The following is a 16,904-nucleotide window of genomic DNA, read 5'->3' on the forward strand; positions in this document are numbered from 1 at the left end:
TATATAAAATTTGTATTTATTTTCAATAATTATATAATTTAATCTTAAATCTAATTTATATTTGGAATAAAAATAAAAATGCAAATTAAAAAAGTAAAAGTAAAAATTAAAAATAAAAACGATATTGATTATAATATTCTAATAAAACATGGAATATTAAATAAAGCGGGAAAACTGATAAAAAAACTATTGAAGGGCGAGAGAGTTTTAATAGTAACAGACGATATTGTCGGCAGATTATACGCAGGTAAAATTATAAAAAGTTTGGAAAAAGAAAATATAATCGTTTCCGTATGCATATTGAGAAACGGAGAGGCAAATAAAAATATAGAAGGAATTTCAAATATATATTTTGATTTGGCTCAAAACGAATTAAGCCGAAAGGATATGATAATCGCGCTTGGCGGAGGAGTTGTCGGCGATATGTCGGGATATGCGGCTGCGACTTGGATGCGTGGAATAGATTTTATACAGATTCCTACTACTCTTTTGGCTTGCGTTGATTCTTCTGTTGGAGGGAAAACGGGAATAAATATAAGAGAAGGAAAAAATCTTGTCGGAGCTTTTCACAGTCCTAAACTCGTCATAATCGACAGCGAAACATTGATTTCACTTCCCGAAAGAGAATTCAAAGCGGGAATGTCGGAGATTGTAAAACATGCTTTATTATTCGATGAAAAATTACTCGAAGTTATAGAAAATAGTTATAATAATAATAAAGAAAAATTTGATATGGATTTTGTCCTTCAAAGAAACTGTGAATTAAAATCTCATATCGTTCAAATAGATTATAAAGAAAAAAAAGAAAGAATGTTTCTTAATTTTGGACATACGATTGGACATAGTATAGAAAACGTGGCAGGCTACGGAGTTTTGCTTCATGGCGAGGCGGTGGCAATAGGAATGATTTTTGCGATAGAATACGGAATAAAATTGGGAATAACTAAAAATAAAAATATTTTGGAGCGAGCTAAAAATATTTTGTCGAATATAGGACTTCCGATTAGTGTTCCCGAAAATATAAACCTAAAAGAAGCGATAAAATTGGATAAAAAGCGAAGCGCCGAAAAAATTAATTTCGTATTTTTGGAAGATATCGGAAAACCTATAGTGGAAAAAGTCGATATAAACAATATAATATAATTCTATTTTCAAATTTCGATTTTATTAATAGCGTATTGTTTCACTCGTCAACTCCATACCAAATTTATACAGTCGTCAAAAAATTCGTCATTGAAAAATAAAAAACTGTCATTGCGAAGCTCTGCTGAAGCAATCTACTATTAATAAAGTTAAATTTCAAAATAAAATTTTATTTAAGTGGATTACTTCGGGCTAAAGCCCTCGTAATGACGATGCAATAAATTTATCGTCATTGCGAGCTTTCATAAGAAAGCGAAGCAATCTAATTCTTATAATAAGGCGGTTTTCCCTAAATGGCGCATAGCGAACCCATTGTATGCTTATAAAAATTATTAAAAAAATATTGCTTTATATAAAACTTTAATATATACTTCAAAAAATCGTTTAATTGGTGAAATATGCTTAAAGAACTTTTAAAGCCAGAAATCGAGGACTTAATCGAAGAAGAACAGTGGAAAGAAATAAGCGATATATTGATTTTATGGCAGGAAGTCGAAACCGCCGATTTAATAACATCTTTAAAATCCGAATACAAATATAAAATATTTAGCGTTCTTCCAAAAGAATATTATACAAAAGTTTTTCCAGAATTAACGAATATAGACCAGCAGAAAATTATAGAAAACATGGAAGATAGCGATATTTCGGAACTTCTTGAAAATATAAGTCCAGATGATAGAACATATTTTTTAGAATCGATTCCAGAAGAGATGTCTCAAAAAATATTAAAATTATTGGGAAGCGAAGAAAGAGAAATGGCTTCTTGGCTTTTGGCGTATCCCGAAGGAAGCGTTGGAAGAATGATGACGCCCGAATATATTTCTATAAAACCCGATTGGACTGTCGGCGAAGCTTTTGAATATATACGAAGCAATATTGAAGAATCCGAAACTTATACGACTATATATGTTTTGGATGCGAAAAGAACTTTAATCGGTTCTATTGCAATCAGAAAATTATTTTTTACCGACAAAAATATTTTAATTTCCGAAATCACAAATAATTGCCCTTATATTTCCGTTTACGAAGACAGAGAGGAAGCGGTTGATATAATAAAAAAATATAATTTGCATTCTTTAGCCGTTATAGACGATAGGCATTCTATGATTGGAATTGTGACGATAGACGATATACTCGATGTCGCGGAAGAAGAATATAGCGAAGACTTTCACAAAATGGCGGGAATAAATCAGTTTGACGATAATTTGAAAATTGCTCCGATATTTACAATTTATAAAAAAAGAATATTATGGCTTATGGCTTTGGTTTTCGTAAATTTATTTTCGGGAGGAATAATAAGCGCGTTTCAAGGCACGATACAAAAACATATAATATTAGTAGTTTTTTTGCCTTTATTGATAGGAAGCGGAGGAAACGCGGGAAGTCAATCGGCGACTTTGGTTATTCGTTCTTTAGCCGTTGGAGATGTAACATTAAAAGACTGGTTTTATATGCTTTCAAAAGAAACGGTTGTGGCTTCGATTTTGGGATTGAGCATGGCTTTCGGCGGTTATATTTTGGGAATAATAAGAGGAGGAATCGAAATAGCATATATTGTCGCCTTGTCAATGTTTAGTATAGTTTTTATTGGAAGCATAATCGGAATTACTTTGCCTTTTATTTTAACGAAATTTAAAATCGACCCTGCGATAAGCGGAGCGCCCGTTCTAACTTCGATTTGCGATATTGCGGGAACTGCGATATATTGCGCCATCGCTTCTATTTATTTTATATTGAGATAAATTTTTTATAATTTAATAATTGAAGTTTTATAATAAATAATATATAATAAATATATGATTTGATTTTAATTTTGCTATATCTTAAAATAATTAAAAAAAGGAAACGATATGAGAGAGATAGAAATTGAACTTCATGAAGCGGCGGCTAATAATAAAGCGTCCGTAGTCAAAATATTATTAAACAATAAAAATATAGATATAAATCTGCCGAATGTATTGGGGCTTACTCCTCTTACTCATGCGGCTAAACTTGGACATACTGAAATAGTAAAAATTCTTTTGGACGCGGGAGCGGATATAAACAAAGAAGACAAATTATTTATAACTCCTTTAATGAACGCGTCTGCGAGCGGACATTACGATATAGTAAAATTATTGATAGAGCGAGGAGCGGATGTCAATTTAAGCAATGTAAACAGCGAAACGGCTTTGCATTACGCCTGCTCGGAAGATTATTTCGATATAATAAAAATACTCGTTGAAAATAAAGCGAATGTAAATGTAAAAACCGATATAAGCATGACGCCTTTAATGTATGCCTGCCAGAAATCCGATTTTCAAGCGGTGAAATTTTTAATCGACAACGGAGCGAATCTTGACGAAGAAGATATATACGAAGAAACGGTTTTATCTTATGCAATCTCGAGCGGAAATATAGATATAGTCGAATATATAATCAATAAAGGAAATTTGAAAATTCCGAGATATTCTTTGACTATAGCGGCGATTAGCGGAAATTTATCTTTGGTTCATTATATTCATCAAAAATTAGGAAATTCAAAAGCGAATGTATTTTCAAGCGCGTTTATTTCGGCGGCTCATAACGGATTTTTGGATATTGTGAGATATTTCTTTGCGGATTCAAAAAAGGATGCGCCAAAAGCTATGGCAATGGCGGCGTCAGCGGGACATAAAAATGTGGTTGAATATTTATTAATGAACGGCGTCTCTCCAAACGGAGTTTCGGACGAAGGAAAGACTCCTTTAATCTATGCAATCGAAGTTTCCAATAACGAACTTATAGATATTTTGCTAAATTATAAAGCGGATATAAATAAAGCGGATGACGATTATAAAACTCCTTTAATGTATGCGGCTTTTTTAGGAAAAGTGGAAATAGCGGAAAAACTTTTGAATAATAAAGCGGATGTTAAAGCGGTTGACAGCATAGGAAGGAGCGCGTTAATTCATGCGATAATACAGGGAAATATCGACATAATAGAATTACTAAAAAGCAGAGGAGTTTCTTTGGAAAGCAAAAGCTCGAATAATATAACTCCTTTAATGTGGGCGATTATATACGATAATTTGAAATCGGTTAGATATTTGATTCAAGATAATGTAAAAGTTTTGGAAGAAAAAGATGTTAACGGATGGAACGCGTTTATGTTTGCCTGTGCGAAAGGTTATTTGGATGTTGTTAAATATATATTAAAATTCTCTCCGAATATTATAAAGAAAAAAAGCAATAGCAACGAAACTGCTTTAATAATCGCGGCGGATAATGGAAAAGCGAATATAGTAAAATATTTACTTGAAAACGGAGCGGTTAGTCAAATAGAAGAAAAAACTTCAAAAGGATTTACCGCATTGTCTTTGGCTTCCGAATTCGGACATATAGATGTTTGCGATATATTATTAAACTATTACGATGAAAAAGGTTTTGAAAGAGAATTTAATACGGCAAAAGAAAAAGGCAATAAAAAGATAATCAAATTGCTTCAAAACAAATTAAAATCGAATTAAATTATTAAATGATTGATAAAAATAAAAGAGAGCGTCTCGGCACATTAGGAATTTTCTTAACGGCTTTAATTTGGGGATATAGTTTTGTCGCCGTAAAAGTTGTCGTTGAAAAAGTCCCGCCGTTTTATTTGGTGGGGTTCAGAAATTTAATCGGCGGATTATTCCTCGCTTTAGTATTTTTCAAATATACGAAAAGAACTAAATTAAAAGATATATTGCTTTCGCTTCCCGTTGGAACGGCTTTATTTTTGGGTTTTTTCTTTCAAACTATGGGTTCTCAATTCATAACCGCATCAAAAGTCGCTTTCTTCACTGGTTCAAATGTTATATTCGTTCCATTTTTGGTTTGGATTATTTATAAAAAGCGCCCGCATATTTCTTCGTTTATTGCGGCAATAATAACTATAATCGGTTTATATTTTCTCACTTTGGCTAACGGATTAAACGAAGTAAAAATTGGAGATTTATTTGCACTTTTATGCGCGGTAGTTTTTGCAATTCATTTGATATTGATAGACGCGATAATCGAATATGTAAACGGAATTCTCATGGCAATTTGGCAGCTTATAATTGCGGGAATAATATCTTTATCTTTTGCTTTTATAACTAAAACTCCGTTAAATGTGGAAATTCTTTTAAATGAAACTGAAATAATAATATCTTTTTTATATTTGGCTATCGGCGGTTCGGGAATCGCATATTTGCTTCAAACTGTTTCTCAAAAATATGTTTCGGTAAATAAAACGAGCATTTTATTAAATATGGAAGCTTTTTTGGGAGCTTTATGCGGAGTAATATTTATGAACGATAAACTCACTTTTAATTTTGTATTCGGCGGAATTTTGGTAATATCGGCAATATTCATTTGCGAACTTGGGAATAATGGAAAAAACAATTTCAATAATTAGACAAATTTAACGAAAAATTTTTTACTTATAAAATTAAATAATGTTATATATAATAATTATATCGCTTGTTATATTTTATCTTTTAATATATAATATATGCATTAAAAAACTGATTATAAACTAAAAATTATTTTTCATTTTTTTGGAGGAAAAATTATGGCTGATAACAAAATTGATATTTTTGAAAATTATCCCGTATATAAATCTTTATTCTATTTGGCAATGCCCACAATATTAGGAATGCTCGTGAATGTGTTTTATAATATGGTTGACACTTTTTTTGTAGGGCAGACGGGCGACCCGAATCAAGTGGCGGCAGTTTCACTAACTATGCCGATTTATTTGCTTCTTATGGCTTTCGGAAATATTTTCGGTATTGGAGGAGCTTCCTATATTTCAAGGAATTTGGGAGCTAAACAACACGATAAAGTAAAACAAATTTCATCTTTCGGATTCTACGCGAGTATTATTGTCGGATTTATTAGTATGGCGGTATTTTTGATTTTCATGCCTTTTATATTAAAAATATCGGGGGCGAGTGAAAATACTTATCAATTCGCTAAAGATTATTTAATAATTGTAGGAATCGGCGCTCCTTTTGTAGTCAATCAAATGGCTATGGGGCAAATAGTTCGTTCTGAAGGAGCTTCAAAAGAGGCTATGATTGGAATGATGATTGGAACTGTGGTAAATATAGTTTTGGACCCGATAATGATTCTTTATATGAATATGGGAGTCGCTGGCGCCGCGCTTGCCACGATAATAGGAAATGCATGTTCTACAGTTTATTATGCTTGGCATATTTTAGGAAAAAAAACTTTTCTATCGATAAAGTTTAAAGATTTTTCGATGCAGTCGGATATATTAAAAAATGTATTGTCCATAGGAATTCCCGTTTCGATAAATAATATTTTAATGAGCGCTTCAAATATTCTTATAAATAATTATGCTGCGGGATTCGGCGATAATGTGCTTGCGGGACTTGGAGTCGCTCAAAGATTATTTACTCTCGTTATTTTGGTTTTTATAGGTTTGGGGCAGGGTGTTCAGCCTTTCATTGGATATAATTTCGCGTCAAAAAATTATAAGAGAATGAACAGCTCTATTAAACTTTCATGTTTGTCAAGCGTCATAACTGGAACGATTTTACTTATATTGTCTTTCATATTTTCAAATCAAGCGGTTGGAGTATTTATCAATAACGAAGAGGTAATAGATTATGGAGTCAAATTTTTAATCGCCTGTTATTCTGTAGCTCCGATTATAGGATTTCAATTTATATTTATGTCGACTTTTCAGGCTTTGGGAAAGGCTATTCCATCTTTATTTCTTTCGTTGAGCAGACAGGGAATAGCTTTTATACCTACTATAATAATTGGAACAAAATTATTCGGCATAAACGGAATCGTCTGGGCGCAGCCTATAGCGGATATAATTTCGGTTATATTGGCTACTGCTATGTATATTTATATTTACAGAAAAATGAAAAAACAGGCTGTAAGCGAGAATAATATATAGATATTTTTCATAGTTTAAAATTTAATTCTAATTAATAGCGTATTATCGCACAGTGACGGAGTTATTAAAAATGTTTGCAATGACTGTATTTTTCGTCATTACGAGGCATTGAAAATGCCGAAGTAATCCAATTAAAATATAATTTGATTTTAAAATTTATTTTTATTAAAAGTGGATTGCTTCGCTTTTTTAATGTGGATTGCCACGCTATCGCTCGCAATGACAAATTTAATAAAATAATTACTATTGAATTATGACAACTTTATTTATAAATCTATATTGACTATTCATAACTTTATTATTTTTTTGTAAATTTCTTATTTTATTTTTTTGACAACAATAGGCTACTGCTAGCTTTAGCGAAATTTTTTACTTGACGATTTGAAAAATATTGCTATATTGTAAATGTAGGGAGATATAAACCCTATAGTTCAAACTAAAGGAGTTCAATATGTTTAGGACAAACTTATCAAAATTTTCAAGAGTTGCTATTATTTTATTAATAGCGGTATTTGTTATTGCAGGAATTACGGCTTGCAAAAAGAAAATTACACAGCCAGACAACTATCAGCAATCTACAGAAACAACCAACCCTGGCGAAACTGGACCTGTAACGCCTGATGACACTAATACCGACCCAGAAGAGCCAAAAGGCGATAATACTAATATACCTTCTTGGGATGATTGGAATTATGGTCCTAATCCTCCATGAGTAAGTTCTAAAGACGATAATACCAATATACCTTCTTGGGATAATTGGAATTACGGTCCTAATCCTCCAAGTAGAAAAAATAACTAAACTAAATATTAATAACTCTTGAAACTTTGGGCTTGCCAGAAATGGCTAGCCTTTTTTATTTGCTTTTTTGTCAGAGTGAAAAAATAGTTTTTTAAAGAAATAATGTATTGACTTTTTTACCAATTTATTATATTATTAGTTATTCTAAAAGTTAAGGCGACGTAGCCAAGTGGTAAGGCAGGAGTCTGCAAAACTCTTATCAACGGTTCAAATCCGTTCGTCGCCTCATTTTTCAATTATGAATGGTATTCGATTAATAAAGATTTTTATCGTAGGATTTTTTGCCGCTACTGTTTTAATTATAATTCAGCTTATAAATTTAACGGTTGTAAATGCAAAATCTTTTGACGATTTGGAAATTTCAAATAAGCCGCGCGGAATAATATACGATTCTAAAATGCGTCCTCTAACGATAAATATTCCAGCATACACGATATATATAGACACTCAAACGGTTAAATCGGATGGAAAAGACGGAAAAGATATTAACGAAGGATACGACAGAATATTTGGAATTATAGGAATAACCAAAGAAAGAGTTAACGATTATCTTAAAGCCAAAAGAAGAACTATAAGGCTCGCTCAAAATTTATCTTTAGATTCTTATAATAAAATACGCGAGATAAAAAACGAATACGGAATAAGAAGCATATACGGAACGGAAAGCCATAAAAGACTTTATCCTTATAACGATATTTTTGCCCATGTAATCGGATATATGAATAAAACGGAAACGGAAGGCTATGCTGGACTCGAGGCAAGCTACGAAAATATACTTTCATCGGCAAACGATAATCCTAAAGATTTGATATTGACTTTAGACAGAGATATTCAAACTATAGTCAGAAACGAAGTCTTAAAAACCGTAGCCGAAAAATCTCCGCAGTCCGCAACGATTATTGTATCGGATGTAGAATCTGGAGCGATAATAGCGAATTATTCTTATCCTTCTTTCGACCCGAACAGTCCTTTTGATTATGTCAATAACGAGAGACTCGACAGAAGTATAATGAGCACAATTTACCCGGGTTCCACAATGAAAATATTTGCAGAACTTGCTGCGATGGAGCAAGGAGTAGTTAATAGAGACGAAAGATTTTATTGCAGAGGCTATTACGATTACAGTCCGCAGACAAGAATTCACTGCGACTATCCGCATGGAAATATAATTTTTGATGACATATTAAAATACAGCTGCAATTTTGCGATAGTTACGATAGCCGAAAGAATAGACAGAAAATTTTTTTACGAATATTTGAAACAATTTGGATTTGGAGAAAAAACGCATGTGGGACCATATAAAAACGAATGGAGCGGTATTTATCATGAATTAAATAAATGGCATAGATTTTCACGAGGCTATTTGGCTATAGGATACGATTTAAGCGTCACTCCGATGCAATTAGCTTCTTCTTATCTTCCGCTTTTAAACGGAGGTTATAAAGTTCCAATGCATGTAGTCGATTCAATATACGGCGGAGGAGAAAAAATAAGTTTAACCAACGGATTAAAAAAAGAAAGAATAATAGAATCTCAGTATTCACAGATTGCAAGAGTTCTTTTAAGAAAGGGAGTCGAAGCTGGTTCTACTGGGCATAGAGCGAATTTGCTTAATATTGATGTTGTTGGAAAGACGGGAACGGCGATAACGGAAGTAATTAGAGGGGGAGCGGACGGCAAGCCTGAAAAATATTACCAGTCAATATTTATAGGCGGATTTCCTTTGGAGAATCCTAAAGTTTCAATACTCGTTTTACTCGAGGACCCGCAGGGAAACGGAGCGAGAGCGGCGGGCAGGGTAGCGACTCCGCTTTTCGCTCAAGTTGCAAATCAAATAATACCGTATCTTGGACTCGGAGACGAAGAGATAAAAACTATAAATACAAACGAATTTTTATCTTTAATTCCTATTATAGACGAAAATGCGACTAATATTATGCCCGATTTAACAAAATTATCTTTAAGAGACGCTTTGAAAGATATATCTTTTATAGCGACAAATAATAACGCTAAAATAATTATTCAAGGCGAGGGTTATGTTTCGGAATTTTCGCCAGAAGCGGGAACGGTTATAACTAACGATTCCATTATAAGATTAATACTTAATCCTCCTAAAAGAAACGAATAAAAGGAGTAATTTTTTATGAATAAAATACTTGTTTTCGGTGAGCTTTTATATGATGTTTACGAGGATGTTTCGGTTATTGGAGGAGCGCCTTTTAATTATTCCGTTCAATTATCGAGACTTATATCAAAAGACGATAATTTGAAATTTATAACAGCGCTTGGAAAAGACGATTTTTCTAAAGACGCGATTAAATTTATTGAAAATGAAAATATAGATTCTTCTTTAATTCAATTTCTTGATAATTATGAAACGGGAAAAGCTACGGTATTTATGAACGAAAATAAAGTTCCAGATTATATAATCCATGAAAATGTCGCTTGGGATAATATAGAATTTAATTCGGATATTGAAAACGCCATAAAAGAGAAATACGATTTATTTTATTTTAATATACTATCTTGCAGAAGCGAAAAATCATATAACACTTTAAAAAATATATTCAAAAATATAGATTCAAAATATAAAGTATGCGATGTCACTTTTAGAAAAAATTATTATACAAAAGAAAAAGTGAAAGAGGCTTTGGATTTTATAAATATATTAAAAATCAACGATGACGAACTTTTGGCAATAAAAAATTTATTTTATCCTTCTTTACAAATCGACTTGAAAAAAGATAACGAAATATTATTAAGAAATTTGAATAAAGATTTTAATATAGATTATATATTTTTAACTTTAGGGAAAGACGGAGCGGCTTCTTTTTATAACGGCGAATATATATTTAAACCTTCAAATAAAATTAAAGTTGTCGATACGGTTGGAGCGGGAGATTCTTTTTGCGCCGCTTTAAGCTATGCTATTTTGAAAAAAGCGGATATTAAAAAAGTATTGGATTTTGCATCTGCGGTTTCGGAAGAGATGATTCAAGTCAAAGGCGGAACTGCAAAATATAATGTAAATGTAATAAAAGAAAAATTTAATATGGAATAAATTTTTTATTTAATATTATTTTTATTATTTTGGAATCGAAGTTTGCAATCTCATAAAATCTCTGTCGTTTGGAAATAGTTTCAAAGCCTCTTCGGAAATCGTATAAGCGTTATTATATCTCCTCGAATTATATTCCGATACGATATAATTATAATACGAAACTTTAAGATTATTTTCCAAAACTTTAGCGTTATTTCCAGTATCTTTTAATCCCTGTTTATAAATCTGTATCGCGTTCGGAAAATCTTTCTTTCCCAAATACGAAAGCCCTATAGCGTTATAGTAGCGAATGATTGTGTCTCTTGTCCTTGAATTATCGTTGTCGAAAACCAAAGCCTCTTCCAAATGTCTGTAAGCTTCCTCGTATTCCGATTTTTTTATATGGTCTAAAGCCGCTCTATTGAAAGCTCTTATAAGATTATCGTTATACATTTCTGTGTCGGGCGATAGATAATAGGCTTTTTTTGCCATTATGATTTGTTTGTCCAAATCTCTTTCTATTTTTCTAAGCGAAATTGAATTCGGATATAGAGTTGCTATTAAAGTTAAAATGTCAACTTCGTTTCTTCTATTATAATTTTGTTTTGGGACGAAAGTTATTATTGTGGACGAGCCAGTATTTCTTATTTCTTTAGTTCCAGGGTCGAATCCTTTTGCAACCGTAGTTTCGACATCTATATTTCCTTTATCGGTATAAACAATACAAAACGCATGATTTGAAGTTAAAATTCCTTTTACTTTATAGCCGAATTCCGTGTAAAGCAAAGAATATAATATGCTCGAAGTGAGGCAGTTATATTCTCCTTTATATATCATATCTTGAAATAAAGTCGCTGTTTCAAAATATTTTTTTAATATTCCTTTTTCGTAAATCCATGATAATAATCTTTTTCCAAAATCATAAGCGCCTTCTCCTACGTATTGAGAGAGTTCGGTTTTCGCTAAATTTCTTATTTCGTTTAATTTTCCTTTATATAATTTGAACTCTTCTTCGTCCGTTATTCCAGAAGCGATTATAAATCCGTCATAATGAAGTTCAATATCGTTTGTTTGTCCTCTGTCAATTTTAGTAAAAAAATCGTATTCCAATTTTGTCACTTCGCTCGAATTAAATTTTATTTTATCGGAAGGTTTGGCGAATATCGTCTGGCAAACGATTAATAAAAACAGCGCGATTTTAAAATATTTATTCATAATTCTCCAGTATTTTTAACGATATTTATTTTGTTTTAATTTTCCAAATTCTCTAAATTATTAAGTTCGTCTCTGTATTTTGCGGCGTCTTCGTATCTCTCTTCTTTTACCGCCTGCTCCAATAATTTTTTTATTTCTTCTTTCGTTTTAACTCCGCTTTCGTTGCCGTTTGATTTTAAATCTTTTTTTGTATTGTCGGAAGAATTTTCTTTATCGAACACTTGATAATTGTAAGGAATTCCGCTTTTTACATCCGATTCTTTAGCCGTCTCTCCGCTGTCGTCCAATACCATTCCCGCTTTTTCTATAACATTTTCTTCGACAAAAATAGACGCTTGAAATCTCAAAGCGAGCGCGATTGCATCCGAAGGGCGAGCGTCAATAAGTATATTTTTCCCGTTATGGTCTATCACAAGTTTTGAATAGTAAGTATCCAAATGAACATTATCTATTATTATATTTACAAGCCGAATATTGCAATTTTTAAAAATGCTGTTTATAAGGTCATGTGTTAGAGGGCGTCCCATTTTATAATTAAATAAAGCCGTTGCCATCGACTGAGCCTGCAAATAATCTATAAAAATCGGAATAACCTTTTCGGAGTTAATAGGTTTAAGCATAACTACAAAGCCTTTATCGGTAATAGCCAAACTGTGAACTTTCGCTTCAATCACTTTTTAATCCTCTTTAATATAAAATATAATAGTAATATATATATTATTTGTCAATATAGAATATCGGATAATTATTATGCAAATATAAAACCGTTGAAAGTAAAAATAAAAAAATAAAATTTAATTTATTCCCAATCTCTTAACCGCTTCGGAAATATGCTCTATTCCTATGACTTTTATTCCTTCGGCTGTTTTTGAAGATTGAATTTCTTTTAAGGCTCTTTTTGAAATATAAACTTCTTTAAGAGAAAATTTTTTCATTTCTTTTATTCTTCTTTCTATAAATCTTACGGGACGAACTTCGCCCGAAAGTCCAAGTTCTCCAATATAAGCGGTAGTTCTTTGAATTGCAATTCCCGACATGCTCGAAGCTATAGCCATCGCCACCGACAAATCGCTTGCCGTTTCTTTTACATTAAGCCCGTTTGCTATATTGAGATAAACATCCTGATTCGATAAATTAAGATGCGCTCGTTTTTCAAGTATCGCTATAATTATTAAAAGCCTATACTGGTCGTATCCCATAGTTAATCTTCTTGGATAACCGAATGCGCTGCTTCCTACTAAAGCTTCCTGTTCTACGCAAAAAACTCTACTTCCCTCTATCACGGGACTTATAACATTTCCAGCAAATATCGATTCGTTGATTCCTTTTGTAAAAACTCTCGAAGCGTCTCTCACTTCCATTAATCCTTTTTCAGTCATTTCAAATATTCCAACCTCGTCAACCGCTCCGTATCTGTTTTTTACAGCTCTTAAAATTCTATATATTCCCTTATCGTCTCCTTCAAAATATAAAACGCAGTCTACTATATGCTCGAGTATTTTCGGTCCCGCTATAGTTCCTTCTTTCGTTATATGTCCTACCAAAAAAATCGTTATGTTTTTCAATTTTGCCGTCTGCATCAAAACCCAAGCGCAGTTTTTTATTTGAGCGGGAGAGCCAGCGATACTGTTTGTGGACGGACTATAAATTGTTTGAATGGAATCAATTATTGCAAGTTTGGGTTTTTCTTCCAAAAGAGTATTGACTATATTGTCTGCGTTCGATTCTGAAGAGATTAAAAAATCGCTGTCGCTTATATTTAATCTGTCCGCTCTCAATTTTATTTGCTCCAAAGATTCTTCGCCCGTAAAATAAAATACTTTTTCTTTTTTCGCTATATTTGAAGCGACTTGCAAGAGTAGGGTAGATTTGCCAATTCCTGGCTCGCCTCCGATTAAAATAACGCTTCCCGATACTATTCCGCCGCCAAGAACTCCGTTAAGCTCTTCTATTTCAGTCGATATTCTAACATTATCGAAAGTTTTTATTTTTTTTATCGAAGTGAGTAAAGCTTTATCGCCACTCGAATTTTTACTTATATTTTTTATATTAATTTTATTTTCTTCTGGTTCCGTAAATGGTTTTAAGGTATTCCATGAATTACAGGACGGGCATTTTCCCATCCAATTAATAGTTGTTTCCCCGCAATTTTCACAGATAAAAATAATATTATTCTTTTTCGGCATTATTGAATTTCTCAAATATTTTCTTTCTTCGCTTTTTGTCCGAATTCCATAATGCGAGTCCGAATACTATAACGGCTAAAGGAACTATAACTATATTTATAACCCTAACGATTAATTTAAAATTTTCTGGAATTTGATAAGGAGGATTATAAACGGCTCCCTTTCTTCTTATGCTCATTAGTCCACCGTCTCCTGCCATATAATCGATTATATTCATTAAGAAAATTTTATTTGCCTGATAAGCGCTGTTTTTTCCCATGTCGTAAGAACCGATTACTATTATTTTTCCATCGCTTGTAGAGTTGATTCTATTTATATTCGCTATATTCGCCTGATTATTATTCGTATTTTCGTTTGTAATTTCTTTATTTAAAAACGCGCTTTCCATTCTTCCTTCGGATATTGCGGCAAGAAGTCTTTTTTCAAATCTATTCGTATCGGAAGGCGCGCCGTCCATAGCGGAAGACACATTTTCCGTTTCAATCCAACTTCTATCGCTAGTATGAAGCAAAGGAGTTATTCTTACGCCGTCAATATTCGTATTAATCAAAACTTCCGAAGACATTGGAGAGATTATTAAACTTATGCTCTTCGTTATATCGCTTTTGGAATTAACATTTTCCGTAGTTATCATAGGAACATTATAAAATCTTTGTTCGAGTCCCGTTTGCGGATTTCTCGTTCTATAAGAAGTTTCGTCAAATATCATATTCGAGGATACATATAAACCGTAATTTTGAAGAATATCGTTTAATCCGTTAGTAACTGGAACTAATATAGATTCTCCATAAACTGGATAAGTAGTTTGTTCTATATTAAAACCGTTGAGCATAAATAAAACGGGTTTTCCGCTCATTATAAACTGGTCGATTTTATATAATTCGCTTTCCGTAAAAGGAACTTGGCTTCCCGCCACTATCAAAGCGTCTATAAACGAAGGAATATTTTCCGTTGTAGTATCTATTACTTCAAAATTATGATTTCTGTCTATTTCGCCCAAATATTCCGTAAAACTTTCGTATCTGTCGTTTGGATTTCCGCCGAGTTCTTGAGGAAAGTCTACATATTGCGGTTCGCCATGTCCCGTTATATATCCTATATTGGCGCTGATTCCGAGCATGCCGTCAATATTTTTCAATATATCGTTTTTAACCGCTTCAAAATTTCCGTATAAAATAGAAGCTGTCGATAATTCTTTTACGGTTTCTCCATTTTCCAAAACTAAAGAAAAATAACCGCTTCCCGCTTTTGCAATTATATTTCCGTTTTCGTCTTTAATGTCGTCCCATTCCAATTTTCTTATATTTAATCTTTCTAATAATTCCGTTCCGTTTGTTTCGTCCGATGGATTTGACATATCGACATTATGGAAAACTACTTTATTCATAAGATTTTGATTCGCTTCGTTTACCGACTGCATTATAAATTCTGGAACGGAAGTCGCGGCTCCCATAGGCAAAATTCCGTAAATTTCTGGCGAAGTTATAAAATAAACATTTAAATTATTTTCGAGTCTTCTTAATTTGTCGTTTTTATCGAGCAATTTTTTTATAGCCGTATCAATATTATATTCCAAACCTTCCGTAGCTTCGATAAACGGAATAGTTTCTATAGAATCTCCATATAAAAACGCAAGTCCCATATACGCAATTTTAGTTTGAGTCTGGTCACGCTCCAAAACGCTTATCTGACGAGAGTTTATTCCGTATTGATTTGCCAAAGACTGATTCGTTTGATTTTTTGAAGCGTCTATAATTTCAAAACTTATATTTTGAGATTTATAGCCTTCGAATATATCTTTAACATATTTTTCGTAAGTGGAAAAAGGCGGAGGAAGATTCGGCGTCACAAAAAATTTCACGCTCATAGGCTCTTTTATATTTCTTATAAGAGTTTTACTTTCCCTGCTTAAAGAATAAACTTTATCCCTCGTCAAATCAAAAGAAGGATTGAATTGATTGATAATCGCGTTGATTAAAATTATAATTATCAAAACTAAAATAAATGTTATGATTCTGTCTTTTTTCTTTGTCATAATATATTCCATAATAAAAATTAAAATTGATTGCTATATAATAATATATAATCGATTATAAAACAAGTCTTTTTTTGAATAGTCAAAAATATTTTTTAACCGTCATTACGAGCATTAGCGAAGTAATCTATTTTGATTGGATTGCTTCACTTCGTTCGCAATGACAAATTCTTTCACCGTCATTCGCTCTGCGTCCCGTCATTACGAGGGCAACGCCCAGCGACAAAGTCGGGCAGACGCCAAGTAATCCAAAAAATAATAGAATTTAATTTTCAAATTTAACTCTATCAATAGTGTATTGCCACGTATTTTTGCAAATGCTCGCAATGACTATAGTTTTTTACAATGACGATTAAATTTTTTTTGATTAAACTCTTGACAAACTACAAAAAATTTACTATAATATAAACACCTTAATTAAATTTTTTGGAGGCAAAAAAATGAAAAACAACAAAAACTACTGTAAATTCGTTAGTCAAGTCAAGTCAAGTCAAGTCAAGTCAAGTCAAGTCAAGTGCTAAAATTGTATCTTTAATCGCATTATTTATATTATTATTTTCAATTAGCTGCAA

At 32.4% G+C, this 16,904-nt stretch carries 12 protein-coding genes and 1 tRNA gene; 9 read left to right on the forward strand and 4 right to left on the reverse strand.

From position 1 onward, the window contains the following. The first annotated feature begins 78 nt into the window (after positions 1-78). The 9 genes from aroB (at position 79) to ACR0QS_RS03965 (ending at position 10,917) form a co-directional block, all read left to right on the forward strand. Complete coding sequence (aroB, locus tag ACR0QS_RS03925; protein WP_432632139.1) at positions 79-1,143, forward strand: 3-dehydroquinate synthase; 1,065 nt, start codon at positions 79-81, stop codon at positions 1,141-1,143. 398 nt (positions 1,144-1,541) lie between these two features. After that, positions 1,542-2,885: a magnesium transporter gene (gene mgtE / locus ACR0QS_RS03930; protein WP_432632140.1), complete on the forward strand. Its 1,344-nt coding sequence runs from the start codon at positions 1,542-1,544 to the stop codon at positions 2,883-2,885. Positions 2,886-2,993: 108 nt separating this feature from the next. Then, positions 2,994-4,631 (forward strand): ankyrin repeat domain-containing protein, encoded by a 1,638-nt coding sequence (locus ACR0QS_RS03935; protein WP_432632141.1) that lies wholly within the window; start codon positions 2,994-2,996, stop codon positions 4,629-4,631. 8 nt (positions 4,632-4,639) lie between these two features. Next, positions 4,640-5,539 (forward strand): DMT family transporter, encoded by a 900-nt coding sequence (locus ACR0QS_RS03940; protein WP_432632142.1) that lies wholly within the window; start codon positions 4,640-4,642, stop codon positions 5,537-5,539. Positions 5,540-5,695: 156 nt separating this feature from the next. Then, positions 5,696-7,057: an MATE family efflux transporter gene (locus tag ACR0QS_RS03945; RefSeq protein ID WP_432632143.1), complete on the forward strand. Its 1,362-nt coding sequence runs from the start codon at positions 5,696-5,698 to the stop codon at positions 7,055-7,057. A gap of 451 nt (positions 7,058-7,508) precedes the next feature. Next, complete coding sequence (locus ACR0QS_RS03950; protein ID WP_432632144.1) at positions 7,509-7,769, forward strand: hypothetical protein; 261 nt, start codon at positions 7,509-7,511, stop codon at positions 7,767-7,769. 242 nt (positions 7,770-8,011) lie between these two features. After that, positions 8,012-8,082, forward strand: a tRNA-Cys gene (locus ACR0QS_RS03955). Positions 8,083-8,094: 12 nt separating this feature from the next. Next, positions 8,095-9,984 carry a penicillin-binding protein gene (locus ACR0QS_RS03960; protein WP_432632145.1) on the forward strand — a complete coding sequence of 630 codons (1,890 nt, stop codon included), beginning with the start codon at positions 8,095-8,097 and terminating at the stop codon, positions 9,982-9,984. A 15-nt stretch (positions 9,985-9,999) separates the two neighbouring features. Further along, positions 10,000-10,917, forward strand: coding sequence for a carbohydrate kinase family protein (locus tag ACR0QS_RS03965; RefSeq protein ID WP_432632146.1), 918 nt, complete (start codon positions 10,000-10,002; stop codon positions 10,915-10,917). Positions 10,918-10,941: 24 nt separating this feature from the next. Here the strand turns inward: ACR0QS_RS03965 and ACR0QS_RS03970 are convergent, their stop codons facing one another. From ACR0QS_RS03970 to ACR0QS_RS03985, 4 genes are all read right to left on the reverse strand, one after another. Beyond that, the gene (locus ACR0QS_RS03970; RefSeq protein ID WP_432632147.1) at positions 10,942-12,111 is read right to left on the reverse strand and encodes a tetratricopeptide repeat protein; all 1,170 of its coding nucleotides are present in this window, start codon (positions 12,109-12,111) and stop codon (positions 10,942-10,944) included. 35 nt (positions 12,112-12,146) lie between these two features. Further along, complete coding sequence (locus tag ACR0QS_RS03975) at positions 12,147-12,785, reverse strand: bifunctional nuclease domain-containing protein (RefSeq protein ID WP_432632148.1); 639 nt, start codon at positions 12,783-12,785, stop codon at positions 12,147-12,149. Positions 12,786-12,905: 120 nt separating this feature from the next. After that, positions 12,906-14,297: a DNA repair protein RadA gene (radA, locus tag ACR0QS_RS03980; protein WP_432632150.1), complete on the reverse strand. Its 1,392-nt coding sequence runs from the start codon at positions 14,295-14,297 to the stop codon at positions 12,906-12,908. Continuing rightward, complete coding sequence (locus ACR0QS_RS03985) at positions 14,281-16,332, reverse strand: Gldg family protein (protein ID WP_432632149.1); 2,052 nt, start codon at positions 16,330-16,332, stop codon at positions 14,281-14,283. Before ACR0QS_RS03985 ends, radA begins: the two co-directional genes overlap by 17 nt. Between the last annotated feature and the right edge of the window lie 572 nt (positions 16,333-16,904).

The sequence above is a fragment of the Brachyspira sp. genome (genome assembly GCF_050873525.1).
GTDB lineage: Bacteria > Spirochaetota > Brachyspiria > Brachyspirales > Brachyspiraceae > Brachyspira.